At 44.3% G+C, this 26951-nt stretch carries 27 protein-coding genes; 12 read left to right on the plus strand and 15 right to left on the minus strand.

Annotated features, from left to right (window positions below; genetic code table 11):
• Positions 1-234: 234 nt before the first annotated feature.
• The 5 genes from A37S_RS0118290 to A37S_RS0118310 all read right to left on the minus strand — a co-directional run bounded on the left by A37S_RS0118290 (position 235) and on the right by A37S_RS0118310 (position 4642).
• Entirely contained in the window at positions 235-1281 is a 1047-nt protein-coding gene (locus tag A37S_RS0118290; RefSeq protein ID WP_028298242.1) for an NAD(P)-dependent alcohol dehydrogenase, read from the minus strand.
• A gap of 157 nt (positions 1282-1438) precedes the next feature.
• On the minus strand, positions 1439-2308 hold the full coding sequence (locus A37S_RS0118295; RefSeq protein ID WP_028298243.1) for a helix-turn-helix domain-containing protein: 870 nt from the start codon (positions 2306-2308) through the stop codon (positions 1439-1441).
• A gap of 51 nt (positions 2309-2359) precedes the next feature.
• Positions 2360-2515, minus strand: coding sequence for a helix-turn-helix domain-containing protein (locus A37S_RS28230; protein WP_342663611.1), 156 nt, complete (start codon positions 2513-2515; stop codon positions 2360-2362).
• A 156-nt stretch (positions 2516-2671) separates the two neighbouring features.
• On the minus strand, positions 2672-3778 hold the full coding sequence (locus A37S_RS0118300; protein ID WP_028298244.1) for a Fic family protein: 1107 nt from the start codon (positions 3776-3778) through the stop codon (positions 2672-2674).
• Positions 3779-4042: 264 nt separating this feature from the next.
• Positions 4043-4642 (minus strand): nitroreductase family protein, encoded by a 600-nt coding sequence (locus tag A37S_RS0118310; protein WP_028298246.1) that lies wholly within the window; start codon positions 4640-4642, stop codon positions 4043-4045.
• 143 nt (positions 4643-4785) lie between these two features.
• Between A37S_RS0118310 and A37S_RS0118315 the strand changes: the two genes are divergently transcribed.
• Positions 4786-5085 (plus strand): winged helix-turn-helix transcriptional regulator, encoded by a 300-nt coding sequence (locus tag A37S_RS0118315; protein WP_036603130.1) that lies wholly within the window; start codon positions 4786-4788, stop codon positions 5083-5085.
• 114 nt (positions 5086-5199) lie between these two features.
• Here the strand turns inward: A37S_RS0118315 and A37S_RS0118320 are convergent, their stop codons facing one another.
• Together A37S_RS0118320 and A37S_RS27565 are read right to left on the minus strand one after the other, a co-directional pair.
• The gene (locus A37S_RS0118320) at positions 5200-5508 is read right to left on the minus strand and encodes a TfoX/Sxy family protein (protein WP_281169878.1); all 309 of its coding nucleotides are present in this window, start codon (positions 5506-5508) and stop codon (positions 5200-5202) included.
• 574 nt (positions 5509-6082) lie between these two features.
• Positions 6083-6274, minus strand: coding sequence for a hypothetical protein (locus A37S_RS27565; protein ID WP_028298249.1), 192 nt, complete (start codon positions 6272-6274; stop codon positions 6083-6085).
• Between the two features lie 355 nt (positions 6275-6629).
• Between A37S_RS27565 and A37S_RS0118330 the strand changes: the two genes are divergently transcribed.
• The 3 genes from A37S_RS0118330 to A37S_RS0118340 all read left to right on the plus strand — a co-directional run bounded on the left by A37S_RS0118330 (position 6630) and on the right by A37S_RS0118340 (position 9666).
• Positions 6630-6854: a FeoA family protein gene (locus tag A37S_RS0118330; RefSeq protein WP_028298250.1), complete on the plus strand. Its 225-nt coding sequence runs from the start codon at positions 6630-6632 to the stop codon at positions 6852-6854.
• Positions 6855-6917: 63 nt separating this feature from the next.
• Complete coding sequence (feoB, locus tag A37S_RS0118335; RefSeq protein ID WP_028298251.1) at positions 6918-9026, plus strand: ferrous iron transport protein B; 2109 nt, start codon at positions 6918-6920, stop codon at positions 9024-9026.
• A 16-nt stretch (positions 9027-9042) separates the two neighbouring features.
• Positions 9043-9666, plus strand: coding sequence for a SprT-like domain-containing protein (locus tag A37S_RS0118340; RefSeq protein WP_036603107.1), 624 nt, complete (start codon positions 9043-9045; stop codon positions 9664-9666).
• A 35-nt stretch (positions 9667-9701) separates the two neighbouring features.
• Here the strand turns inward: A37S_RS0118340 and A37S_RS27820 are convergent, their stop codons facing one another.
• From A37S_RS27820 to A37S_RS0118355, 4 genes are all read right to left on the minus strand, one after another.
• Positions 9702-10382 carry a family 20 glycosylhydrolase gene (locus A37S_RS27820; RefSeq protein WP_211229819.1) on the minus strand — a complete coding sequence of 227 codons (681 nt, stop codon included), beginning with the start codon at positions 10380-10382 and terminating at the stop codon, positions 9702-9704.
• 6 nt (positions 10383-10388) lie between these two features.
• Positions 10389-10682 (minus strand): hypothetical protein, encoded by a 294-nt coding sequence (locus A37S_RS27825; RefSeq protein ID WP_211229820.1) that lies wholly within the window; start codon positions 10680-10682, stop codon positions 10389-10391.
• A gap of 131 nt (positions 10683-10813) precedes the next feature.
• Entirely contained in the window at positions 10814-12004 is a 1191-nt protein-coding gene (locus A37S_RS0118350; protein ID WP_028298253.1) for a DUF5009 domain-containing protein, read from the minus strand.
• 2 nt (positions 12005-12006) lie between these two features.
• Positions 12007-12672: a YceH family protein gene (locus A37S_RS0118355; RefSeq protein WP_028298254.1), complete on the minus strand. Its 666-nt coding sequence runs from the start codon at positions 12670-12672 to the stop codon at positions 12007-12009.
• Between the two features lie 160 nt (positions 12673-12832).
• Between A37S_RS0118355 and A37S_RS0118360 the strand changes: the two genes are divergently transcribed.
• The 5 genes from A37S_RS0118360 to A37S_RS0118380 all read left to right on the plus strand — a co-directional run bounded on the left by A37S_RS0118360 (position 12833) and on the right by A37S_RS0118380 (position 19145).
• A complete protein-coding gene (locus A37S_RS0118360; RefSeq protein ID WP_028298255.1) occupies positions 12833-13396 on the plus strand; it encodes an RNA polymerase sigma factor in 564 nt (187 codons plus the stop codon).
• On the plus strand, positions 13377-14207 hold the full coding sequence (locus A37S_RS0118365; RefSeq protein WP_028298256.1) for a hypothetical protein: 831 nt from the start codon (positions 13377-13379) through the stop codon (positions 14205-14207). Before A37S_RS0118360 ends, A37S_RS0118365 begins: the two co-directional genes overlap by 20 nt.
• A gap of 21 nt (positions 14208-14228) precedes the next feature.
• Positions 14229-15161 (plus strand): PorT family protein, encoded by a 933-nt coding sequence (locus tag A37S_RS25250; protein ID WP_157278835.1) that lies wholly within the window; start codon positions 14229-14231, stop codon positions 15159-15161.
• 163 nt (positions 15162-15324) lie between these two features.
• A complete protein-coding gene (locus tag A37S_RS0118375) occupies positions 15325-18018 on the plus strand; it encodes a cation-transporting P-type ATPase (protein WP_028298257.1) in 2694 nt (897 codons plus the stop codon).
• Between the two features lie 74 nt (positions 18019-18092).
• Entirely contained in the window at positions 18093-19145 is a 1053-nt protein-coding gene (locus A37S_RS0118380) for an ABC transporter ATP-binding protein (RefSeq protein ID WP_028298258.1), read from the plus strand.
• A 124-nt stretch (positions 19146-19269) separates the two neighbouring features.
• Here A37S_RS0118380 and A37S_RS0118385 read toward each other — a convergent pair whose 3' ends face one another.
• Positions 19270-19743 (minus strand): ribonuclease H-like YkuK family protein, encoded by a 474-nt coding sequence (locus A37S_RS0118385; RefSeq protein WP_028298259.1) that lies wholly within the window; start codon positions 19741-19743, stop codon positions 19270-19272.
• 244 nt (positions 19744-19987) lie between these two features.
• On the opposite strand from A37S_RS0118385, the gene A37S_RS0118390 reads away from it, so the two are divergent.
• Both A37S_RS0118390 and A37S_RS0118395 read left to right on the plus strand, forming a co-directional pair.
• On the plus strand, positions 19988-20800 hold the full coding sequence (locus tag A37S_RS0118390) for a hypothetical protein (protein ID WP_036603135.1): 813 nt from the start codon (positions 19988-19990) through the stop codon (positions 20798-20800).
• 128 nt (positions 20801-20928) lie between these two features.
• The gene (locus tag A37S_RS0118395; protein ID WP_028298261.1) at positions 20929-21564 is read left to right on the plus strand and encodes a substrate-binding domain-containing protein; all 636 of its coding nucleotides are present in this window, start codon (positions 20929-20931) and stop codon (positions 21562-21564) included.
• An 8-nt stretch (positions 21565-21572) separates the two neighbouring features.
• Here A37S_RS0118395 and A37S_RS0118400 read toward each other — a convergent pair whose 3' ends face one another.
• Together A37S_RS0118400 and ettA are read right to left on the minus strand one after the other, a co-directional pair.
• Positions 21573-22139, minus strand: a complete 567-nt coding sequence (locus A37S_RS0118400) for a helix-turn-helix domain-containing protein (RefSeq protein WP_028298262.1) — start codon at positions 22137-22139, stop codon at positions 21573-21575.
• Positions 22140-22180: 41 nt separating this feature from the next.
• On the minus strand, positions 22181-23860 hold the full coding sequence (gene ettA, locus A37S_RS0118405; protein ID WP_028298263.1) for an energy-dependent translational throttle protein EttA: 1680 nt from the start codon (positions 23858-23860) through the stop codon (positions 22181-22183).
• Positions 23861-24059: 199 nt separating this feature from the next.
• Between ettA and A37S_RS0118410 the strand changes: the two genes are divergently transcribed.
• On the plus strand, positions 24060-26627 hold the full coding sequence (locus tag A37S_RS0118410) for an ATP-dependent Clp protease ATP-binding subunit (protein ID WP_028298264.1): 2568 nt from the start codon (positions 24060-24062) through the stop codon (positions 26625-26627).
• Between the two features lie 106 nt (positions 26628-26733).
• Here A37S_RS0118410 and A37S_RS0118415 read toward each other — a convergent pair.
• Positions 26734-26951, minus strand: a 218-nt coding sequence (locus tag A37S_RS0118415; protein ID WP_028298265.1) for a transposase, incomplete at its 5' end; no start/stop codon positions are given.

Raw genomic sequence — 26951 nt, forward strand, 5'->3', positions numbered from 1 at the left:
AGGATTGGATTTATACGTTTCTTGGGATTACTTATACTTTTCCCAGAAGTTAATGAACTTGAATAAATTTTCCCGGCTTTATACGGTTACTTGCGTACACTTGGAGATAAGCAAATGGCTGTCCCGACGGAACAGCCATTTGCTTTGTACTATATCATATTGCCACTAATTAATTGCATTACAAGTTACTTTCCAATCCTTTTGGTCGAACTGTAGTGAACCAAGGCGGAATATTTACAGCGTTGCAATATCAATTACGAAACGATAGCGGACATCCCCCTTTAACATACGTTCATACGCTTCGGTAATATTCTTGACGTCAATTAATTCAATATCAGAGACAATGTTGTGTGCTGCACAGAAATCAAGCATTTCCTGCGTTTCCCGAATACCACCGATGCCGGAACCTGCGAGACTTTTTCTTCCATCAAGAAGAGAAAAAGGAGGAAATGAGGTTGGCACCGTTGGTACACCAACGCAGATATGCACACCGTTTGTATTGAGCAAAGAAAGATAAAGCGGGAAATCGTGTGGTGCGCTGACCGTATCCAAAATAAAATCAAAAGTGCCCTTCACCGCTTTTAATTGCTCGGGATCTGAAGTAACCACAAAATGATGTGCCCCTAATTTTTTTGCATCTTCTTCCTTTTTGGGAGAGGTACTCAATACGGTGACATCCGCACCAAAAGCAACTCCGAATTTTACTGCCATATGTCCTAAACCGCCCAAACCAAGCACCGCCAGTTTGTGCCCCTTGCCGACTTTCCAGTGCCGCAACGGTGAATAAGTCGTAATCCCGGCACACAACAATGGAGCTGTTGCAGCTAGATCCAGTTTTTCTGAAATGTGTAATACAAAATCTTCATTTACCACGATGGTTTTTGAATAACCGCCATAAGTGGGCATTCCATCCGTATATTTATTGACATTGTTATAGGTCTGTATATTGCCATTCTTGCAATATTGTTCCAAGCCGTCCTGGCAGTTTTCACATTCCCTGCAGGAATCAACCATACAGCCTGTCCCGGCCAGGTCACCGACCTTAAATTTGGTAACATCATCTCCCACTTTTACCACCCGGCCGACAATTTCATGTCCCGGAACCATCGGGAAAACCCCATCAAACCATTCATTTTTGATTTGATGCAAATCACTATGGCAGACGCCGCAATAAAGAATATCAAATTGCACATCGTGCGGTCCCACTTCTCTGCGTTCAAAATCCCAAGGAGCTAAATCTGTCGTTGGGTTTTGAGCCGCATAACCTTTTGTCCGAATCATATTTTTGAATTTTTAATTAAGTAACTCTATGCAAAAATAGCTTTACCAATAGATAGCCCGTTAATGATAATCAAGCTAAAGATTAAGAAATTCAAACAATTTCAGGAGAATAGGAAAAAGATGGGCCTTGGACGGACAATAAGGAATGAAATGTATTTCATTTACGAAAAGCGGTGGGCGTAGTACCTGTAAGCCGCTTAAAATAGTTGTTAAAATAGGTGGGATATTCAAAGCCCAGGGCATATGCAATCTGGGCAACATTCCAATCAGAATGCCTAAGCAATGCTTTTGCCTCTGTGATGACCCTTTCGGAAATATGAGAACGTGTCGATTTTCCCGTAATACTTTTTACAGAACGGTTCAGGTGGTTTACGTGCACAGCAAGACTTCGTGCAAAATCATTCGGGCTTTTCAAGCTTAGCGGATGATTGTAATCTTCCACCGGAAACTGGCGTTCCAGTAATTCAAGAAACAACGATGCCACTCTCTCTGAAGCATTTTTGTGTCTTACAAGATTTTCGGACGGTTGCAATCTCAATGCTTCGTGGATAATCAGGTTGACATAATTGCGGATAAGGTCGTTCTTGAATAGATATTCTGTATCGTAAACAGAAAGCATTCTTTTAAAAATGTCGCTAATATATGCTTCTTGCTCATCACTAAGGGGGAAAATTGGAGTTCCGCCAAATTTGAATAAAGGCGATTGCTGCAAACTTTCAGAGTTGTTGTTCGTTTTCAAAAACTCTTCCGTAAACAAACAAGCATAACTCTCTTTTTCCCTTGAGACCGTTTCCCAGGAATAAGGGATATGCGGAGTGCCAAAAAATAAAGTTGTCCCTTGTATTTTAATCCCCTTATCTGCGTATTCAATAATGCTCTTTCCTGTCACAAGACATATTTTGTAAAAGTCCTTCCTACTATAGATTACAGCTTTTTTGGAAGCAGCTTCCACCCGATACACATTAAAGCCAACGTTTTTTAGAATAGGTTCTGACTTGGCAATCCAATCTTCTTTCAACTTTTCCATTGTACAAAGTTAAGAAAATCAAATAAGACCATGTAGCGTCGGTTTTGTATATCAGTTAAACGAAGCCCGAAATGCCAAAGGTGAAAGGTTTGTCTTTGTCTTGAAAAGTTTACTGAACGACTGCGAATGTTCAAAACCTAATTGGTATGCTATTTCGCTGATGCTACAATTGGTGGTTGTTAATAATTCTTTTGCTTTTTCTATCAAATGATTTGAATGTATTGTTGGGCGTTCTTATCAGTCGTGTTTCGCAGCAGGTCGCTTAAATAACTGGGCTAAAGATTAACTTCATTGGCTACAAACTGAACCGTTGGCAAACCTTTATGAAGTGGCTATAGCGAAAATCCTTGTTATGGGCTGTGGCTATTCGAGTGTAAAGTCTGCGAGTTCGTAATTGGCGTTTCGTCCGCCTTCGTTGGTTTCGTGTAAAATGCCTTTTTCTATCAGGTCTTTTATGTCACGTAATGCCGTGTCTGTCGAAACTTTGGTAATCTTTGCCCATTTTGAGGTTTGTAGTTTTCCATCAAATCCGTCAAACAACTTATTCAAAACGGTGCGTTGACGTTCGTTGATTGCTGTGTTTTCGTGCAGTTTCCAAAATTCGGCTTTGCGTAAAATGCGTTGCGTGGTATGCTCGGTAGCAAGCATTGCGTTTTTAAGGCAATGCAAAAACCATTCAAGCCATTCGGTAATGTCGCCCGTACTGTGTTGCACTTTTTGCAATACTTCGTAGTAGCGTTTGCGTTCTACTAAAATTTGGCTCGACATACTGTAAAAACGTTCGCCACTACTTTCGGCACGGGCAAGCAACATATCGGTTATGGCTCGCCCGATGCGTCCGTTACCGTCATCAAAAGGGTGAATGATGATAAACCAAAAGTGAGCAATGGCGGCTTTTATTACGGGGTCGAGTTGATTATCATTATTGAACCAATCCAAAAACTTGTCCATTTCGGCTTTTACCGATTTCGGTTTCACGGCTTCGTAGTGTATTTTTTCTTTGCCCATTGCACCCGAAACGACCTGCATTTCGCCCGTGCGGTATTTGCCTGTTTCTATGGCATAAGGTCCGCTGTAACCTGTGGGGAAAAGTGCAGCGTGCCACCCAAACAGACGCTTTTCAGTTAGGGGTAAAGTATAGCGTTGGGTAGCATCGAGCATCATTTCTACCACGCCTTCTATGTGGCGACTGCTTGGAACAAGCCCTGCGGTGTTGATACCCAAACGCCTTGCTATGGACGAACGCACTTGGTCGTAGTTGAGCAATTCTCCTTCAATTTCGCTCGATTTCACTACATCTAAGGTAAGAGCGGTAAGTGTGGCTTCTTCTTTGGCTGAAAACCCCAAAGCGTTCATTTGCCCGATTATTTTGCCCTGCATTAGTTTTACTTCGCCAAATACAGCATTGATGGCTTTGTCTTGCCACGAAAAGTTTGTCCAATTTTTATGCTCGTAGATGTATTTTGACATTGCCCCAAATCAATTATGCGGCAAATGTACGAATTATTTACCGCAAATTTGCGGTGAATGTTTTGGTTTTTTACCGCAAATTTCACAACCCGAAATTTCGGATTGAAAAAAGGGTGGTGGCTATACACCAAATCGCCTTTATGTGTAAATGCAATATTTCCTACGGATTGCTCGACTGTGGCAAAAACCTCGTAGTTCACGGTTTGAGAAAATGCATTTATGTTTAGCAAAACGCCTATTATGATGAATGTATTTTTCATTGTCTTATATTGATTTGATGATGTTTTCTAACTCCAACCGAAATTTTGGTTTAACGGACGGCTGATTGGTGTCTTCGGGATTTCTGTAACCGATAGCAACGGCAAACAAAGTTTTGTAGCCGTTCAGTTGCAGGATTTTGTTGTATTCTTCGGTTTTAATCCCTTCCATTGGCGTACTGTCAATTTCCAAACTCGCACAAGCCGAAAGGAAAAATCCAAGCGAAAGATAAACCTGACGTTGCAACCAGGATTTGATTTCGGTTTCGGGCAATGGTTTCAGAAAATTGTTGTAGTAATTAACCGAACCTTCGGGCAAGTTTTGGCGAATTTGTTCTTCAAATTTTTCAACACTGTCAATGACACTAAACACAACCAAATGACTTGCTTCATTGATTTTTTGTTCGTTGAAGAAAGAAACACTTGCCAATTCACTTTTTGTTTTTTCGTCCGATACGAAAATAAACTGCCAAGGCTGGCTGTTGATAGATGACGGACTTAACCGTAAAATCTCTTTTAACTGCTGAATTTTTTCATCAGCGATTTTCTCGTTTGCATTGTACCTTTTCGTGGTGTATCTGCTTTTTGCAAGGTCTAAAAAACTCATTTCTCTAAAAATTTTATTATACTATACTTTTTATTGTTACAAAACTATGTATAGTGTACTATCTTTGCAATAACGGTCAAAACAGATAGTATCCGATGTATTGTATAGACGATAAACAATTTCCTTGCAGCACAAGCCTGACAATGAATTACATAGGTGGTAAATGGAAAGCGGTAATTCTCATTCATTTAATTGAAAAAAAACGTTACAACGAATTGAGAAAGGAACTTCCGATGGTTACGGAACGGACAATAAGCCTCCAACTGAAAGAGTTGGAAGAAGACGGTTTGATTAAACGAACCGTTTACACAAGCAAGCCGCCCTTAAAAGTGGAATATGAACTGACAGCGTTTGGGAAAACGCTTATTCCTGTGCTAAATGCCATTGCCGATTGGGGAAAAGAAACGGCAAAAACAAATAAGCGGATAAAAGTTATCAAGTAATCTGTATTTCCCAACAATTCAATATAATATGGAAATCCGTCCGAGACTGTATATTTCATCGTAATGTTTTTTATTCGGTACTTCTTGGTTTAACGTTGTTCGTTACGATCGCCACTATTGGGCGTTTTTCTTCTTTTTTGTCGCTTTGGCCATCTTATTGAATTCCAGACACAGGTCAATTAGTCGTTTAAAGTCTTTCGGGTTTCTGTAGCCGCCTTCATCTACAAAAATATATCCTTTCATCATTTTACCGTTGTGTATCATTTCCCTGCTATTTCCTTTTTCCAATTCGAGTTCAACTTTTTCAGGGTCAATACGGCACATTAGTTCTTTGTCTCTGACACAAATGCACATTTTATCATTGACCATAAAACAAAGTCCCTGAAACATTTTTTTCTCGGATATATTTTCCTGATGTATCAAGGCTTCCCTAACTTTAACTGCTAATAATTCGTCAAATGCGATGTTAAAAATGTTACGTTATCTTTTTCAAAAATTCCGCTAACGAGGTCCAATAAGTTTCGTGCCTACTTACCGATTTCCAAAGTGCTTTTGGCCCGTGAAAACCGTCATCATAAAATGCCCTATAATGTTTCGGGGTTTGGCCGAAAGTCCAAATTTAACGAAAATGTTTCAACAGAAACAGTCTCGCACCGCTCTTGCAAAATCCTTGTTATGCAATGTTGCTATGATATGCTTTTACCATTCCTTTTACCACCCAAAAATCGTCGATTACGTAATTGTTTTCCTAAACTAAAAGTTGATGTTTTTTGAATTTTTTGGCGGTGAAAGGTGAATGAGAAAGGACAAAGTCAAACTTGCTATCTGTCAGCGGTACGATTTTTCGACATGTTGTCTTAATTCTTTGCTCATTTGTTACGGTAAAGTTCTTTACGGACGTACGTTATGGATGTCGCACAACGGGCCGCGTATTGCAGAAAGCATCGAAGCCGTTCAACTCCGCTTGACGCCAAACCCTTGTGTTAGTGGCAGTTTTTTATTTTTCAGGTTGCTTTTTATTCTTTTTGAATGTTAGGTAAATTAAAAATATAAATACAATAAGGTAAAGAATTCCTAATGCTGTTTTTCTAAATGTGAAACTTTGGAAGTCAAATTCTCGAAGCAATGCTAACCCTATTGAAAAAGCAAGAAGTGCAGGAAATAAGTTGAAGCCTATTTTATGTTTCATTTTTTTAATGCTTTATTAACCAATCAATTAAAGATCCCAAATATACTGCTGAAAATGTAAATGTTATCATACCTAATATGTATGCGAAAATCAGCCTTTTTTGTCTATCTGTTGTCAAGTTAATTACGCTAATGAAGTCCAATAGGTTTCCTGTCCGCTAACTTCTTGAGCCGTGAAAACCGTCAGCCCAAATGTAGCATATACACTGCCCTGATCCTAGCTGGCAAAATATACCCAACACGGGGCAAATGTAAAATGACAGACTTTGGAAACAATCTAAATAATTGTACTTTTGGGAGATTATTTTGTGGACAACATTAGTCTTGCCTACGAAAAGTAAAAATTTTTATCAAAAATGAATCTCACAGATCTGAAAATCGGGCAAAAAGGAAAAATAAGGGATTTTGCAGACCACGAATTGTCCATCAAACTGATGGAAATGGGCTGTTTGCCAGGCGAAATTGTCAGTTTTGACCGCGTGGCTCCGCTGGGCGACCCCATAGCCATTTCCATCTCCGGCTATCAACTATGCTTGCGCAAAGAAGAGGCTGCCGTTATCCTGATAGAAAGGCAACCTTAAAAGTCTGCGGCATCAACTTCATTATATCATATACAAGCACCTAAAAAAGAAAAGACAACAAGCGTGAAAGTAGCATTAGTAGGCAACCCTAATACCGGAAAATCTACCTTATTTAATGCCTTGACGGGCCTAAACCAGAAAGTCGGTAATTTTCCCGGCGTCACTGTCGACAAGAAAACAGGCCACTGCAAATTGCCCGATGGCTCCAGCATAGAGATCATTGACCTGCCTGGTTGCTACAGCCTTTATCCCAAAAGCAAGGACGAGGCAGTGGTACTGGACGTGCTGGTAGATGAGAATAATAGCAGCCATCCTGACCTCATTGTGGTCATAGCCGATGCGAGCAACCTCAAGCGCAATCTATTGCTATATAGCCAAGTGGCCGATTTGCATATTCCCGTCATATTGGCCCTTAACATGATCGATATAGCCCGCAAAAAGCAGATCACCATTGACGTGGATCAGCTAGCAAAGGAATTGGGTGTTCAGGTTGTCCCTATATGTGCCCGAAAAGGTGAGAACATAGACCTCATGAAGCAGGCGATAGCCAATGCGCCTGCCGTTGCCATTCAGAAAGAGCTGGTAGACCTGGACGCTTTTCTGGCTCCCAAGGTTCGCGAAAAGCTTTCTACCCTTGCTGCCCAGAAAAGCAGCTATGCCGGTCTTCTTTTGCTCAAAGGGCACGATCTAGTCAGTTTCCTACCCCATGAAAGACAAGTGAAGTTTGATGAACTTATTGAAGAAGAGACGATAGATAGGGATAGCTTGCAACGCAAGGAAACACTGCAACGCTATCAGAGTATCGACAAGGTGCTGGAAAAAGCGGTAGTGCGCACGCCGCTGTCAGATCAAAAGGACAAGGTCACCAATCAGCTGGACTTTATCCTCACGCATCGTGTGTGGGGTTTTGTCAGCTTCTTCCTGATATTGTTATTTATCTTTCAGGCCATCTTTGCCTGGGCCGATTATCCCATGGGGCTTATCGAAGATTTTTTTGCATGGGTAGAGGAAACGGGTAAAAGCTACCTGCCAGGGGGAGCGCTTACCAGCTTGTTACTTGATGGGATAATAGCTGGTCTCGGCGGGATATTGGTATTCGTTCCACAGATAGCCATCCTATTTGGCTTCATTGCCATATTGGAAGACACGGGCTATATGGCTCGTATTGCCTTTTTGATGGACAAGGTGATGCGAAAGGTGGGGCTGAATGGCAAGTCGGTTGTTCCTCTCATCGGTGGATTGGCCTGTGCCGTGCCCTCCATCATGGCCTCCAGGAATATTGAGAACTGGAAAGACCGCATCATTACCATTATGGTGACCCCGCTCATGAGCTGTGCTGCCAGGTTGCCCGTCTATACCCTGCTCATTTCCCTTGTGGTACCGAACGAAAAGGTATGGGGCTTTTTCAACCTTCAGGGACTGGCCCTGATGGCCATGTACCTGCTGGGCGTGGTAGCAGCCATCGTGGTTGCCTGGGTCATGAAGCTCATCATTAAGACCAAGGAACGATCCTATTTCATACAGGAACTGCCCATCTATCGTGCGCCACGCTGGAAGAACGTGTTCCTCACCATGTACGAAAAAGTGAAGACCTTTGTATTTGAAGTGGGTAAGGTGATCATCGCCATCTCTATCGTACTGTGGGTGCTAGCAAGCTATGGGCCACCGGCCAAGTTTGAGGCCGTTGAGGAGAAATACGCATCGGAGACCATGCTTGCCGAGTATCCAGAAGAAGAGCTGGAGCACATGAAGTCCGCCGAGCTGTTGGAAAACTCTTATATAGGCATCGTCGGCAAAGCCATAGAACCTGTCATTCGCCCTTTGGGCTTCGACTGGAAGATCGGCATTGCGCTCCTCACTTCCTTTGCCGCCAGGGAAGTCTTCGTGGGTACCATGGCCACCATCTATAGCGTGGAAGAACCGGAGGACGACACCAGCACCATCCGGCAGAAAATGGAGGCCGCCCGCTTTGCCGATACTGGAGAGAAAGTTTACACCACGGCCACGGCATTTTCCCTGATGGTATTTTATGCCTTTGCCATGCAGTGCATGAGCACCGTGGCTGTCGTGTACCGCGAGACCAAAGGCTGGAAATGGCCGCTCATTCAGATCGCTTACATGACCACAATGGCCTATCTCGCCAGTTTGTTGGTCTATCAGTTGCTCCGCTAAGCAAAAAATCAGCTGAATGGAAGGAATAGAGAAAACAACTGCAGCCCTTAAAAAATATATGCCGCACGAGGCAGCACCCATTATTGCCAAATGGATACATAATGCCCCCTGCCAATTTCGTATTTCGCGCAAGCGTTCTTCCAAGTTTGGCGATTATCGAGCCCCTTACAGAGGGGAGGGGCATCGCATATCGGTCAATCATGACCTCAATCCATATGCTTTTTTGGTGACTACTGTGCACGAATTTGCCCACCTCAAGACTTGGAATGAATACAAGAGCAAGGTAAAACCACACGGGGAGGAATGGAAAAGCAACTTCAAGGGACTGATGCAATATTTTTTTAGATTGAATGTTTTTCCGCAAGACATTCATAGGGCCATCACCAATTATATGAACAATCCTGCGGCTACCAGCTGTTCCGATCTGCACCTTTTCCGAGCGCTGCAATCTTACGATAAACGTGATGAACACTGGACAAATGTCGAACATATTCCGCAAGAGGCTCTTTTTGCTATGGAAAATGGCCGCGTATTCCGAAAAGGGAATAAGCTCCGTAAAAGGTACCAGTGCGTAGAGGCAGCTACAGGCCGTATCTATTTGTTCAGTCCGGTGGCGACTGTCAGGCTAATAAAACCATAAATACATTGCTGTAAGCAAGTAGTTATACTACTCGCTTACAAATTTCCAATTTCATCAAACAATGTCTTGAAGCATTCGGTTTCGCTTTCCGCTATCGCTGGCTTTGTATCATAAAACTTGTCTAGAAAAGAGTTGGCACCAGACCAAACCGTCTGCATCATGCCTTGGTAGCGCGGTGCCAACTCATCAGTGGCCTGTTGTCCGAAACGTACCATGTCTTGCAATTGGACGACGGCATTTTTTCCGTTTTTCCAGGTACAGGTCACTACGGAAAATCCCTTTATAGCAAAATATACGGCAGTTTGATCGGGACGGTCGTAGTGCCAGTCGCAAATCGTCACATCCTTGTTGATGAGGTCGATGGCCCTGTGCGTATTGTTCATGCTAGCCTCCCACATACCTATTCCAGTAGTTTTTCCATCGATGAGACGATCTCCCCAGATCCATAGCTTACGATTATTTCGAGCGAGATGGTTAGCGATTTTGTTCACTTCATTGGCATAAAGCTCCGCCTTATCCAACCCTGCGCAGCGAGCACAGCTGTCATGGCCGATGTAAAAAACCTCATCCATTCCCGCATGGAAAGCATCGGCTTCAAAGACGCTACAGATTTCGTCCACTAGATCGAAGACTACATTGTGAACTTCCGGATGTAAGGGGCAATAACTTTTGCAATAAAGACCATCTGGATTGGGCCACGTATATTTTTCTGGCATCTGTACCTAGGGTGTTTCGTCAAATTGTGGGTATACGCTCAAGAGTTTTCCAGTTTTCTCGGCCCAAGATTGATGGCCCAATAAGTTGATCTGAGGAATGATCCGTATGGCATGTTTGCGACAGATTGTTACCAGTTTCTTCACCTCGTCCCTTGATAATGCGTTTTCATCGCGCAACTCCGGCCTGCTTTCAAACTGATAATTATGATCTACACGAAGTATCAAGGTGTTTACCCCCCTGGGGGCTAGTTCTTCGTCAATGAATTTTACAAAGTCATCCAGCCGTTCGGGACTTGGCACGGCAATACAAAATCCCCTTATTGACAGTGGACGTTGTGCAGCGGCTATTTGGCACGTACAAAGTATAAGAAAATAGGTTAAGATACGTTTTGCATACATAATTTTCAATGGATCAAATGGTTTGTGTTTTGTTATAGTTTCAGACGAATATTAATCTTTGATAGCCATATGGCAAGCCAAATCATGGCAAAGGCCCAGCCAAGTGATCCACCAATGGCCAATAGTGGACTGGCGGCTTGCTTATAAAAGAATAGTGGAATTCCCAAACCCCAACAGGTAAAATAGATGATGTCTGGTGCCAGATAAGTCGTTAAGGAGTTTTTTCCGGCGGCTTGGAACAGATTGGCCCATTTGCTTTTGCCTAAGTAATCGACTATGATATATAAGGAAGCATACAATAGAAGGCTAATGCCGTTGCAAATCATCGTCCAGCTTGGTGTGCCGTATATTTTGGAAATGATGAACCAATGGCGGAGTACCAAACCCATAACCAGACATATCAGTCCCGATATAGCAACCCTTAGTGCCGTGCGTATCGTGGGCTCCGGTGCCTTACGGAGGATAAGGCTGACAGTGAGGCCAGCAAGGACTACGGAAGGTACGTGCCCATCGATAATGACCCCAAAAACGGGGTTTAAAAATTGCAATTCGTTTAGCATGCCCAACTGGGAAAGGATGTTGACGACAACAAAAATCAGCCACAGCCCTAAAGCAGCTAACGGCTTTTCGCCTACGCATAAGCCCGCAATGGCAGCCACGAAATAGCCCCAACCGATTAGCCCCAATATACCCCACCAACTGGTTGTCATCCACGTGTTTTCAGGTTCGCCAGACCTAAATAGAAGCGCTAAGGCACATAAACCGACAAGGCCTAAGGCTTTTAAAACTTTGAAGAGCCAATTCCATCGCATGGATTTTGGATATTGATTCCATATTAAGAAAATGGCTATATACATTAGTATCGCCCAGAGGTTGCGGTTCATGCCGGTGAGCTGTTCATCGAGCCTATCAATATTGACCATCAATACGCCAATTAGAAGGAGGCTGATGGTTCTTGAAAAGATATGCGCGAGTATCTTCAAATTAGACTGTCCTTGCTTAATGCGCGAGTGTAGGGCATACGGAATAGACATTCCGACCATAAAAAGAAAACCGGGGAAAACCCAGTCGGCTAATCCCATGCCATCTACATCAGCTTTTGTATGCCCTATCCAGCCAGGTACCCCCGGTACGTAGATGTCATTTACAAAAAGCATAAGAAAAAGAGTCAATCCCCGCATAATGTCGATGGATTGGATACGGCGAGGCTGCTTTGTCTTCATAGTCATCCCATCAGCTCTTTCATCAACATATCCAGCTTCTCTTTGGTCTCAGCCAATTCTTCCTCCAATTTGTGTACCCGATCGGCCAGTTCCTGATAGGATACATCGCTGCGGTTTTCGGAGAAATACTCTTCCACTTCCGGTTCGGGAATGCCTCCCAGCAAATGCATATAGCGCACCTCCTTTTGTCCCGACTTGCGGGGCAGCAATGTGAGCATGGCTGGCCTTTCGTCATTGCTTTCCATCAAGGCATCCACGTATTGCTGTATTTCTGCCAAGGAGTCAAAATTGTACATCCTGCCCGAATTACTGTTTATTTCCCCCACCGTCAGTGGCCCACGCAATATCAACAAGCCTATAATAGTCAGCTCCGCTGGGATGAGAGGATAGTGGATTGCTAGGTTGTGCTTGTACTTGATAACGCGGCTACCACCACCCACTACGGTGGCTATCAACCCTTTTTTCTTCAGGCTGTCTAGTGCCTGTACCACTATGCCCTCGTCGTAATTGACAATGGGTTTGCGCGATGACTTTTGGTTGCAGGCGGCGTTGAGGCTGTTCAGTGTCAGCGGATAATATTCGGGAGTGGTGCGGCTTTTTTCTATTAAGGATCCCAGCACCCTGAGCTCTTCGTTATTGAGTAAAGGCAATGTTTTTTCGTTTTCCATGTTGTTAATCGGACTATGTTCAAGAAACTGTTCACCTAGAACATCTTAGGCAAATGGTCTTTTTCAGTGCCTGAAAGTAAAAAAAATAATTTGAAACTGCTGCAACCAATTCGTTCCTTTGAACATCTAACATTCAAAGAGCATATAAAAGCGCAATATTTTGAAGCACGCATACACGATAGAACATTTGTTGGCAGGATGCAAAAAAGGCGATCGGCAAGCGCAAAAGGCGCTATACGAATCCTACGCAACAAAGATGATGGCGGTATGTATGCGCTATGCCCATTCCACCTTTGAGGCGGAGGACATGTTGCAGAACGGATTTGTGCGTATCTTCAGCAAGATGGCCACCTTTGAAGGAGCTGGTTCCTTTGAGGGATGGATGCGGAGGATCATGGTGAATACGGCCATAGAGATCTATCGAAAAAATCAGCGGTCGGTGCAGACTGTAGACATTGATACGGTGTACGACCAGGGCGATTTCACGATAGATATGGCGCAGTTGGAAGCAAAAGATTTGATGAAACTGGTGCAACAGCTGCCCGCTGGTTATCAGATGGTATTCAACCTCTATGCGATAGAAGGCTATTCGCATGCCGAGATCGCCAAGCAGTTGGACATATCGGAAGGAGCCTCGAAATCGCAGCTCTCTAGGGCGCGCACCTGGCTTAAGGAAAAAATAAAAATGATGGAAGGAGGATTGTATGAAAGATATACGAGATAAGGAATTTGATCAGTTCTTTCGCGATAAATTGGAAGACTTGACGGCTGGTGTTCCTGGTGACATGTGGGAACGCATAAGCAAAGAATTGGAGGACGGCCAGGAGAAGGTCTCTGGTGGAGGGCATATCATGGCTCTCGTGCCGGAAAAGAAATTACTTCGAAATAGGTGGTGGCGCTATGCGGCAGCAATAGCCCTTTTGCTTGGAATAAGTGCGGTATGGATGAACAGGCCCAAAGAAGTTATCTACCTTAATGCCGGCAGTCAGTTTCGGGAACGGGCTGTTGATCGGGTAGAAACCACAGAAAATAAAGGTGAGATTGGGGAACTGTCTGCCGGGCAATATGCGCAAGCGAATAGCAGCGAGGAAGGAAAAAGCGAAATTCCTGTCATGGCGCGTCAAGAAAGAAAATCGGAAGGCATGTCTGACATTATAAAGCAGTCAATTGAAAGAAAGGTGGAGAAAACCGATGAGATGGAGCTAGTTGAGGAAGGGCCGATGCTCGCCCATAATACCAACATGCAGCGCGAGGAAGAGGTGGACGCTCAGGTAAATAGAATAGAAACTATTGTCGTTGAGGAAAATACCTATGCCATGTTGGATGCCACTCCTGAAGAGCCCATAGTGATAGAAGAGGCCAATGCTTTGGGGAAAAAGAATTTTGATGTGAGCCATGTGCTCAACTATGTGGTAGGTGTGGTCGACAAAGGTGAGGATAAGGTGCTGGCTTTTAAGCGTGACGATGAAGGCTCTATTTCCATAGCTCTCAATTTCAGATCGCTCCGCAAGAAGAAACAAGAATACATAAACTAACAGATAAACAATAAAAGCAATATGAAACGACTACCATTATTAATTGCCGCGATGGCTTGCGTGCTGCACGGTGAAGGCGTATGGGGCCAAGATAATAGACAGGACACTACACGAAAGCCATTGAAAGTAGGGGAGGAGCTGCCCATGGAAAAAAGGGGGCAGGTAATTGGAACAGATACACTGCTTGTGGAAAAGACAGATGGTAGTGGAAAGAAGAAATTGGTTGTTCGTTTCGAAACAGGTGATGGAGTTAGAATAACAAGGGAAAGATCGCGCAGGGACGACGATGACTTTGAGTATACCGAGTCGGAAAACTATTCCTACAACAATCGAAAAAGATCTAAGGCCATAGCGGGGATTACCTTCGCTCGCATGGACTTTGGCTTTGCCACCTTGCTGGACAATGGTAGCTTCACCTTGAGTCCGGAAAACGATTTTCTCCGCTATCGCACCTGGAAAACGTGGAATTTTGGTTTCGACCTCTTGCAATTGGGTTATCGCTTTGATGAGAAGTTCAAGATTTTCCTTTCAGCAGGCTTTGACTGGACCTATTACCGTTTGCGGAGAAACGTGGTGTTCGATCCTAGGGCCAGCGAGCTGACCTATACGGAGCGGGCGGATGAACATTTCGACATGAATAGGCTCACATCGGCCTATATCCGTTTGCCGCTTACCTTGGAGCATCGTTTTGGTCCGAGCAGAGGCTTCAAGGTCGCTTATGGCCCCATTGGTGGTCTGTTGATGCACGGTTCGCAGCTGTACAAAGGGCCAGAAGGAAAAGTGAAGGTGAGGGAAGATTTCAATTTCACGAAATTTAGGTATGGCGCCTTTGCCCGGGTAGGATATAATTCCTTCGGCCTCTATGCCAAGTATTATTTCAACGACGTGTTTGAAAATAGTCCACAACAAGAAGGGCTGAAAAACCTGTCCATGGGGGTCATGTTCTTTTTCTAGGCATGGGCGTTCCCATTGCATATCGATACTTTCGCATATGGCAATCTTAAAATAGCATTATAATACGCAAAAAAGCACTTCTAGAAGTGCTTTTTTGCGTATTATGCGGCCAAATTAGCGAAAAAACATATATTCGACCTTTTGTACCAAAAAGTCAGGACCTATGAGCAAAAGCCAAACACAAACTTTAAAAAAATGGTATGCATTGGAACAGGATGTCCTGCTGGACCAATTGGAGGTAAACACTTCGCTTGGTCTCAGCATGGAAGATGTTGCCCGGCGACTGGAGAAATTTGGCCCAAACCGGCTTCCTGATAAAAAAAAGGAAAGTAAACTTATCCGGTTCTTGAAGCATTTTCACGATATTCTGATTTACATTTTACTTTTTGCCGCAGTAATAACCGCTTTTTTGGGCCATTATACAGATACTATTGTCATCGTGGTGGTCGCTATAGTGAATGCATGTATAGGGTATTTTCAGGAAAACAAGGCTGAAGAAGCCTTGGAAAGCATCAAGGGGATGCTTTCTCTGAAGGCCAGAGTATTGCGAAATGGCCAGGTTGAGGAAGCTGATGCAGATAAAATCACGGTAGGCGATATCATACTATTGTACCCAGGTGATAAGATCCCTGCAGATTTACGTTTGATCAGGGCAGATAACTTAAAGATAGAGGAGTCGCCTCTCACGGGCGAATCGATATCTAGCAGTAAAGAGGTGGGGGTTTTGCCCGAAGATGCCTCATTGGGAGACCGTACAAACATGGCCTTTACCAGTACTACCGTAAGTAGTGGTACGGGCAGAGGAGTTGTTGTTGAGGTAGGAAGGAACACCGAAATCGGTAAAATCAACGAAATGATGATTGGGGTGGAAGTACTTACTACACCCTTGCTGAGACAAACGGCCAAGTTTGGCAAAACGGTAGCCGTGTTCACCATCTTTTTGGCGGTAGCTACTTATGCTTTCGGCTTTTTTTTCCGAAGTTATGATAGCGATGAACTGCTCATGTCCGTCATTGGGCTTTCCGTGGCGGCCATACCGGAAGGTTTGCCCGCGATCTTGTCCATTATATTGGCCGTTGGCGTACAAAATATGGCAAGGCGTAACGCTATTATCCGCAACTTGCCTTCGGTGGAGACATTGGGATCCGTATCGGTTATTTGTTCCGACAAGACCGGCACACTCACCAAAAATGAAATGACCGTGCAACACCTTGTGGTGAATGATATCGACTATATGGTTACTGGCATCGGCTATGCGCCAACGGGGGAGGTTTTTAGAGAGGGTATGCTTGTGGAAAGCCTAATTTCCGAGCCTGTACTAGAGCGCTTGATACGTTGTTTCTACGAGTGTAATGAGGCTTCGTTAGGTCAAAATGAAGTAGGGGAATGGTCCGTAAAGGGGGCGCCTACGGAGGGCGCCTTGATAACCTTATTTCATAAATCGAACTTGCCTCACACAAAAGCACCGCGAAAGGCTACACTCCCCTTCGACTCTGCGTACAAATATATGGCTGTATTGGTGGAAGCCGAAGATCACAATATCATTTATATAAAAGGAGCGCCAGATCGCCTGTTGGATATGGCCGACAAAGAATATAGCAGGCAAGGAATAGTGGGTTTTGAGCGACCTTTTTGGGAAGCAAAGATTACGGAGCTGGCCAACAAGGGCCAGCGGATTATCGGCGGAGGTTTTAAGATAGTAGACAAATTGACGACGAGCATAGACCATAGCGACATCCAAAGTGGCGTCGTCTTCTTGGGGTTGGCTGGCATTATCGACCCACCGAGGGAAGAAGCAATACAGGCTATTGGATATTGTAAAGAGGCGGGCATCGTCGTCAAAATGATTACGGGCGACCATGCTGATACTGCAAAAGCCATCGGAAAGCAAATGGGGATCGGAGATGGTAGCAGGGCCTTGCAGGGCAAAGACCTAGAGCTTATGAGCGATGAAGACCTTCGGGGTGCCGTGGCAGAATACCATGTTTTTGCCCGTACCAGCCCCGAGCATAAGCTCAGACTGGTAAACGCCCTACAGGCCAATGGTACCATTTGCGCCATGACGGGCGATGGCGTAAACGATGCACCAGCCCTGAAAAAGGCCGATGTGGGTGTTGCAATGGGGATAAAGGGAACAGAGGTGACAAAAGATGCCTCCGAAATGGTGCTGGCAGATGATAATTTTAGGACGATAGTAGATGCAGTGGAAGAGGGGCGTAGGATATACGATAATCTCAAGAAAACTATTCTATTTATTTTACCCACCAATGGGGCGGAAAGTTTTTTGATTATAGCGAGTATTCTGTTTGGCACCATGATGCCCCTTACCCCGATACAGATCCTTTGGGTGAACATGGTGACCTCGGTTACGGTGTCGCTGGCGCTTGCATTCGAGCCGATTGAAAAAGATGCCATGAAACGCCCTCCCCGTATTCCAAATGAAGCCTTGCTGAGCGGATATTTTATCTGGCGTATATTGTTTGTTTCTGTCCTCATAGGAGGAGGTACGCTCTATTTGAGCTTGTACTTGCAAGATATTGGGCTTTCGGATGACAAGGTGAGAACCATTACCTTGCAAACCATTGTCATCACGCAACTTTTTCACCTGTTCAATTGCAGGACCATAAGGGGCAATGCATTCAATAACGACTTCTTCTCCAATAAGGCTATCTATGTGGTTGCTGCCCTGCTCTTCCTGTTGCAGTTCAGTATCACTTATATACCATTCATGAATGAGGTGTTTGGAACGGTAGGCCTTAGGGTAGCAGAATGGCGCTACCCCTATTACTTGGGCATTATCGTCTTTGTGGTCATAGAAATAGAAAAAGCTGTCGCGCGAATCATTGACCGCTCTTGATGGTATGGGTGCGGTAAAAAATACGTAATTTGGCCCTCTCGTTTGCACTTTGGTGTACCGTATTTGAATAGCATATGGCTGAAAATAGTTGTGTAGTTCCTTCTATAAAGGAGCATAAAGAAGGTGTTCCCTATATTTTTGTAGACAGACTCTATAAGGGTTTTGGCGATTCTGACAATTCAGATCGTGGCATCTCGGAGCTTTCTTTTGGGGTCAATAAAGGCGAGATCACGGCTATTATTGGCGAGAGCGGTAGCGGCAAGAGCACCTTGTTGCGCCTAATCTATGGACTTTTAGGGCCTGACAATGGCGAGGTTTACGTTGATGGCATTCCTGTGCCGAGACCCGAGGAGAGGCTGATTCCTGGACATGAGTCCATGCGTATGGTCTCGCAGGGTTTTGATGATTTGAATACCTATGCTAAAGTGTGGGATAATGTTGCGAGCAGGCTGTCCAATACGGATCTGGCAGCCAAGAAAAGTAAAACTGAAAGGGCATTAGAAAAATTAAGCATTGGTCATCTGAAAGACCAGCGTGTAGTAGATTTGAGTGGGGGCGAAAGGCAACGGGTAGCCATAGCGCGCGCTTTGGTCACCGAACCTGCTATCTTGCTTATGGATGAGCCTTTCAATCAAGTAGATGCCGGCTTCAGGGATCAATTGCAGCAGGATATTAAACATATTGTGGACAATACGGGACTGACAGTCATCTTGGTTTCGCACGACCCCAGCGAAGTCCTCTCCTTGGCGCAGCACCTAGTAGTTATCAAAGCGGGCAAGCTGATGGCCTTTGGCAAGCCAGAGGAGATTTACATGTCGCCTCCAAACACCTATGTTGCACGCCTCCTTTGCAAAAGCAATATACTCCATAAAGCAGATGGCTCGTTATTGTCTGCCCAATGGCAGAAAGAGGTGGTGGCAGTGCACCCGGAATGGTTGAGCCTCCATGAGCCAAATAAGAGTGATCCCATATTCGTCATAGAACATATCGCGTTTAAGGGATTCTATGAAGAACTGTTTCTGCGTCACGGACCATTAACCCTTCGGGTACTCAACACACACCTTAAGCAATATGCCTTAGGGCAAACCGTAAAGGTGACGGCCGAGCGTTTTGTGGAACTGGACTAGATGAGAGACGTGAGAGATTCCATAATGACTATCCAAAGGCACTGTTAAAACTTATAATCGACAAGAGGCAATTCCTCACATCCTGGCTACTGCGGTTAAGCTTTAGTCTCTCCGCTCTAGTCCTCTACTGAACCACCTTATTGGCACAGGCCGAGCTGGCAAAGGCCTCGGGCTTAGCCTTGAAAACGAATCCCATGCTAAGGATATAACCCATTGCTTCGTGCAGGGCCTGATTGGATTTAAACATGGGATTAGTGTTGATATCGGCGTGTACTTCGAGTTCTACTTGGTAGCGGTCTAATAGGTCGCAGAGGGCATAGGCTGTTTCTATGGAGCGTTGAACTTCTGCCAGCATCCTTTCTTTGATGGACATTTTGATGGGAGTCTTGTCCTGATGGATGTACATAAACCCTCCTTTTTTTTCTCGCACAAAGGCGATAACCGTGGCAAAATCGGTAATAGCTCCTTTTACTTGGGAGTCGGTGCCGATACATACTTTCAGCTTGTTCCCAAGGTTATATTCACGGGCTATTGCATTTCCCACCTCCTCGATAAGGGGCTGGCGAATCGGTTCGCCACTGAACTTTTTCCAAGACATAAGGTTTGATTTTTGGATGAATTTATTGTTGTGTAAATAGTTCTGTTTGTCATATTAAAATCAATTGGCATAAAGATAAGGTCTAATGAAGATAACAAGCAATAGTTTTTATGTTAAAAAATTATGCACAAATTGTTTGTTATCAACATTTTGTATCTTGTTTTAAAGATGTGACAGAACAAATGGGGCATTGCGATGTATTGTAAATGTTTATAGCTTTAAAAAAAATTAAGAAGAAATGATAATGAAATCGAAAAATTGGATGTTAGCCGCAGGTATTTTAGTGGCTGCTTCGTTTGCCGCTTGTGGCGGATCTGGTGAAAAAACCAGCGACACGACAGATAGCCTAGATGTAGATAGTGCCAGCGCCATTACGGTCACTCCCGTGGCCGACTCCAAGGCTTTCCCGGGTGCAGAATTGGCCGTTAGTGGTATTACTACCGAAAACGTAGGAGACGATTCGGTAAAGTTCACGGTAAACTATGATGTGAAGAATTTTACGCTCACCGAACATACCGATGACCACAATGCAGATCATATGGCAAACTCTGCGGAAGGCCAGCATATCCATTTCATATTGGATAACACGCCCTATGTAGCTTTGTACAAACCTACCAATAGCGCGACGGTAAAGAAAGGCACAGAACACTACCTCTTGTCTTTTCTCTCTCGCTCGTATCATGAGTCCATCAAAGAACCAAAAGCCTACGTGTTGAAGCATTTTAAGATAACGGACGATGGTAAATATGAGGAATTGCCTTTGCCTACAGAACCAAGTTTGTTCTATAGCAGGCCAAAAGGGGAATATAAAGGAAAAGACACGGAAAACTTGTTGCTGGACTTCTACTTAGTAAATACTACATTGAGTGCCGATGGCAATAAAGTGAAGGCAGATGTCAATGGTGAAGAATTTGTTTTGGACAATTGGGGCCCTTATGAAATAAAGGGCTTGCCAAAAGGGGAAACTACCGTGAAGCTCACCTTGCTTGGAGCTGACGGCAATGCGCTTTCTGGCGACAATGTGTCTATTGAGCGCAAGGTGACATTAACAGAGTAACGTCCGTATTAAAGTTATATGTAGTAAGTCATAGGTTCTTGCGAACAGAAGTTATGGGCCAAAGGTAATCCAAACCTTTGGCCCATTTTTTTTACCTTTGCGCCTAGTCGAAAACGGGAAAAAGAAATATGGAAAGTGACCTGATCAGGGAGTTGGAACAATTGCTGGCGTCAAAGGAGAAAAGCGTTGTCTGGGATGAATTTGTCAAATCAATACACCATAAACCGATAAGATCGGTAGGAGCGCTATTTGCGATGCTGGATCAAGCCGGCGAGCAATTGGACAGACAGGAGTCTGTGCTGCAATGGCGGGAAAGTACGGAAGAAAGGTTGGACATCATCACCCACAAGTTGAAGTTCATTGACAGGTCACAACGACCACAAGTGGTTGTGCTCAATTCCCTTTCTTCTCACGGTTTTGTGGAAAATGATTACCTTAATAACCTCATCCAATTGGCTGGTGGTTTGGTATGGGATGGGAGCGAGGGTTTTCGGCCAGGCATGTTACTGATCATAGCCTTGGATAAGCCAATGTTCTCTTATCTTGGGGAGTTACCCGCTTTTCTGACACTTCCCGAATGGAAGGACAGCGATGCGGTGCATAACAATAAAGTTTACCTGGTTGAGGAAGAACGTGGTCTCATACAACCCAGTATATTCTTGGCAGAACAAGTGGAGTTGCTAGCGCAAATGATTTTTCCACAGTATTTTGTGTATGAAGATGCGGGAGATAGCTGGATGCAGTTTGACCTATCTGGGAAATAGGATTCTTTCTAAAGGCTGTCCAGAGCCTTTCTGTCCGGTTTTTCAAGCTTTTTGTACTCGCTGGGGCTTATGCCTGTCACTTTTTTAAATTGCGCACTCAAATGCGCACTACTGCTGTAGTCCAACTTGTCTGCAATCTGGTTGAGAGACAACTCTCCATAGCTCAATAGCTCTTTTGCCATTTCTATCTTTTGGGCTATGATGAATTTCTCCAGGGTGAGCCCTTCGTTTTCGGAAAATACCTGACTGACGTAATTGTAGGAGTAAGGGATGGCAGAGGTGATAGCATCGGAAAAATTCATCCTATGACTTCTCCAACTGTCATCCCTTAATTGTTTTATTACCAATTGTTTGACTTGGTTGATCAATTGAGTTTTGTGGTCATCTATCAGATCGAAGCCAAGCTGAACAAGTCCAGCACGAAAGCGGCTTATTTTTTCATCCTCGATAGCGGCATAGGGAAGCTCCACTAGGCCCAAATCTACTTTGCTGAAGTCGATGTTTTGCTCGCTCAGCAGTTGTTCCACTGCCATGATGCAACGTGGGCATACCATATTTTTGACATGGAGTTTCATTTCTTGATCCTTTTGGTCAAACAAGATAGCATAAGCGATTTTTATACCAATTTCTTGTATCTAATACGTGTTGGTTCCGTATCGCCAAGACGTTTCTTTCTGTTCTCCTCATATTCGCTATAGTTGCCTTCGAAAAAATAGACTTGCGAATTTCCTTCAAACGCCAAGATATGCGTACAGATACGGTCCAGGAACCAGCGATCGTGTGAGATGACTACAGCACATCCGCCAAAATTTTCCAGGCCCTCTTCCAGTGCCCTCAAGGTGTTGACGTCGATGTCGTTAGTGGGCTCATCGAGCAAAAGCACATTGGAACTTTGCTTCAATGTGATGGCCAAGTGTACTCGGTTGCGTTCACCACCCGATAGTATGCCAACTTTCTTTTGTTGGTCCGCACCATTGAAATTGAATTTGGAAACATAAGCGCGCGAGTTGACGGTTCTGTTTCCCAAGACAACGTTGTCATGGCCGCCGGTTACGTTTTCCCATACGGTTTTTTCTGGGTCGAGGTCGTGGTGCAGCTGGTCTACATATCCCAACGCTACGGTTTCGCCGACGCGAAAATTGCCATTGTCAGGTTTTTCTTGTCCGGTGATAAGCCTAAAAAGCGTAGTCTTGCCTGCCCCGTTTGGACCGATGATGCCTACTATGCCCGCGGGAGGCAGGGAAAAGCTAAGGTCATCGAACAATACCTTATCACCGTAGCTCTTGGATACATTGCTCGCTTCGATAACGGTATTGCCCAGACGTGGCCCCGGAGGAATAAACAGCTCCAGGCGCTCTTCTCTTTCCTTTGTCTCTTCGGAAGCCAGCTTTTCGTAGTTTGCCAGTCGGGCTTTGGACTTGGCGTGGCGCGCCTTGGGTGCCATGCGTGCCCATTCGAGTTCGCGTTCCAAGGTCTTTTGTCTTTTGCTCTCGGTTTTCTCCTCCTGTGCCAAGCGTTTGGACTTTTGGTCGAGCCACGAGGAATAATTGCCTTTCCATGGAATGCCTTCACCCCGGTCCAATTCCAAAATCCATCCAGCTACGTTGTCCAGAAAATAGCGGTCGTGAGTTACCGCTATGACTGTACCTTTATAATGTTGTAGGTGCTGTTCCAGCCAATCGATCGATTCGGCATCGAGGTGATTCGTTGGCTCGTCAAGTAGGAGCACATCGGGTTGTTGCAGCAAAAGCCGACATAATGCCACTCGTCTGCGCTCGCCTCCTGACAAATTGACAATAGGTGTTTCGGGCTCAGGACAACGGAGTGCATCCATTGCGCGTTGCAGTTTACTGTCTACTTCCCAAGCTTCGCTAGCGTCTATCTCATCTTGGAGGATGCCTTGGCGAGCCATGAGTTTGTCCATGGCATCGGGATCCTCATATATTTCGGGAAGAGCAAATTTCTCGTTGATTTCTTCATACTCTTTCAGTAGTGCAAAGGTGCTGGCTAGGCCTTCTTCGACTACCTCGCGCACCGTCTTGCTATTGTCAAGAACGGGCTCCTGAGCTAAATAACCTACACTATAGCCCGGAGAAAATACCACCTCTCCTTGATAGGATTTGTCTATTCCAGCAATGATTTTCAACAAGGAAGATTTGCCAGAACCGTTAAGTCCGATGACGCCTATCTTGGCTCCGTAAAAAAAAGAAAGATATATATTCTTGAGTACTTGTTTCTGTGGAGGGTAGATCTTATTGACTCCCGCCATGGAAAAAATAACTTTTTCGTCCGACATAAATATGTTAAATTTTGTAAAAATATCCACAAATATCGCGAATATTAATTATAAAGCTTTAATTTTAAGGTGTAGAAACTGTCAAAATCGCTTAAATGGCAAAATGGCTTAATTGTTGATATTTTTAGATAACGTATTGGTTTAATGTTTAAGATTTATTTTTATACATTAGCCTTTAAAAGAAGAAAGGTAGATTTAAATGGAAGCAAAATTCTCGCCACGTGTGAAAGACGTTATTTCTTATAGTAGAGAAGAAGCGTTACGACTCGGGCACGATTATATCGGCACTGAGCACCTTTTATTGGGCTTAATCCGGGAAGGCGATGGCTTGGCAATAAAGCTGTTGAGACAGATTGGTGTGGATACGGGCAGCTTGCGCCGCGCTATTGAAGATGCGGTGAAAGGTGCCACTTCAACAACGGCCACTCTTGGCAATATCCCGTTGACCAAACAGGCTGAAAAGGTGCTTAAGATCACTTACTTGGAAGCTAAGATTTTCAAGAGCGAAATCATTGGTACGGAGCATCTGCTATTGTCTATTCTGCGAGATGAGGACAATATAGCATCTCAGATATTACAACAGTTTTCCGTGAACTATGATGTGTTCAAATCGGAAGTGGAACAGAGCAAGTCGGAAATTACTGGACAGGCAAGTGGTTCCACGGCAGGAGATGACGATTATAGGGAAGACGATAGTTTTAGCCAACCTAAGAAAGTATCGGATATCAAATCCAAAACTCCGGTATTGGATAATTTTGGACGAGACTTAACCAAGGCTGCAGAAGAAGGTCGTTTGGACCCTATTGTAGGTCGTGAAAAGGAAATAGAAAGGGTATCGCAGATACTCTCTCGTAGAAAGAAGAATAATCCAATTCTAATTGGAGAACCTGGTGTAGGTAAGTCGGCAATAGCCGAAGGATTGGCTTTGCGCATTGTGCAACGGAAAGTGTCTAGGGTGCTTTTTGGCAAGCGTGTAGTTACCTTGGACTTGGCTTCATTGGTAGCAGGCACTAAATACCGAGGACAGTTTGAAGAGCGGATGAAAGCCGTCATGAACGAACTGGAAAAATCTCCAGATGTGATTCTTTTTATTGATGAGATACATACGATAGTGGGAGCTGGCGGTGCCTCAGGATCATTGGATGCATCTAACATGTTCAAGCCAGCGTTGGCCCGTGGAGAAATCCAGTGTATTGGTGCCACAACCTTGGACGAATATCGCCAGTATATCGAGAAAGACGGAGCCTTGGATCGTCGGTTTCAGAAGGTGATGATAGAACCAGCGACGCATGATGAAGCAATAGAAATACTCAACCGTATCAAGGATAAATACGAAGAGCATCACGCCGTGACCTACACGAACGAAGCCATCGAGGCATGTGTGAATTTAACGACTCGCTATATCACCGATCGTTTCTTGCCTGATAAGGCTATAGACGCTTTGGATGAAGTAGGCTCTCGCGTGCATCTTACCAATATCCATGTGCCTCAAAGTATCATCGATATCGAACAGAAGATAGAGGATATTAAGGTAGAGAAAAATAAGGTGGTGCGTAGCCAAAAATACGAAGAGGCTGCCAGGCTGCGTGACACGGAGAAAAAATTGCTGGAAGAGCTCGAAAAAGAAAAAGCAGCTTGGGAAAGTGAAACCAAAACCAAACGCTATACCGTGACTGAAAACGATGTAGCAGAGGTCGTTTCTATGATGACTGGTATCCCTGTTCAGCGTGTAGGGCAATCTGATAGCCAAAAGCTATTGGGTATGGCCGAGTCTATGAAAGGACGTATTATTGGCCAGGATGAAGCGGTAAAAAAATTGGTTAAGGCTATCCAAAGGACACGTGCAGGCTTGAAAGATCCTAAAAAGCCTATTGGGTCATTTATATTCCTTGGCCCGACAGGTGTAGGTAAGACGGAATTGGCCAAGGAGCTGGCGCGTTTCATGTTCGATAGTGAGGATGCCCTTATCCAAATAGATATGAGCGAGTACATGGAAAAATTTGCCATATCGCGTTTGGTCGGCGCGCCTCCGGGATACATTGGATATGAAGAAGGAGGCCAGTTGACAGAAAAAGTGCGTCGTAAGCCTTATTCCGTGGTTCTGCTTGATGAAATAGAGAAGGCACATCCGGACGTGTTTAACCTGTTGCTTCAGGTATTGGACGAAGGACAGTTGACCGATAGTTTAGGACGTAAGGTGGACTTTAGAAATACCATCGTTATCATGACGTCTAACATCGGTGCTAGACAATTGAAAGATTTCGGTCAAGGCGTCGGTTTTACAACCGCGGCAAGAAGCAATCAAGTAGATTCACACTCCAGAAGCGTGATAGAAAACGCTTTGAAGAAAGCCTTTGCTCCCGAATTCCTTAATAGGGTAGACGATGTCATCGTGTTCAACTCGCTCGGTAAAGAAGACATCTTCAAAATTATCGATATCGAATTGAAGTCTTTGTTCCAACGTATCAAGGGATTGGGCTATACCATCCAGCTCACCAATGATGCCAAGGAGTTTATCGCAGAGAAAGGGTACGACAGCAATTTTGGAGCCAGGCCACTCAAGCGTGCCATTCAGAAATACTTGGAAGACCCCATTGCGGAAGAAATCCTGAAAGGCGAATTGGTGGATGGAGACGATTTAGTTGTCGATTTCGACAAGGAAAAATCGGAAATTACCATACATGGTTCGCACGCTCAAGCTTCCAAGCCAACGGATGTGGCAGAAAAGGAAGAAAGTGACAATGGTGACAAAGAACAGAAAAAGTAAGATCTAAGTCTTAGTTTTTGATAAATCTCAAAGCGCCGTTCTGCATATTTGCAGGATGGCGCTTTCTTGTTTTTGAGATTTGTTTAACTATTTACTGATTCTCCGTTTACGCACCTGTTATATTTGCAATGACCATTCTGTCAAACAGTTTGTCTCCGAAATACCGTCTATTGAGCTTATAAATGAACTCGTTGAGGTAGAGCTGGAGGTACTTCCTTTTGATTTTATGGTAGTTGCCCAGCAATGTCCGTTTTGCATTGCTGATAGCGATATGTACCCATTTGAGCGTTTCCTTGGTGGTTTTGGCGTCCGATTTCTCGGTGA

It is taken from the genome of Olivibacter sitiensis DSM 17696 (genome assembly GCF_000427965.1).
In the GTDB taxonomy this organism is placed as follows: Bacteria; Bacteroidota; Bacteroidia; order Sphingobacteriales; family Sphingobacteriaceae; genus Olivibacter; species Olivibacter sitiensis.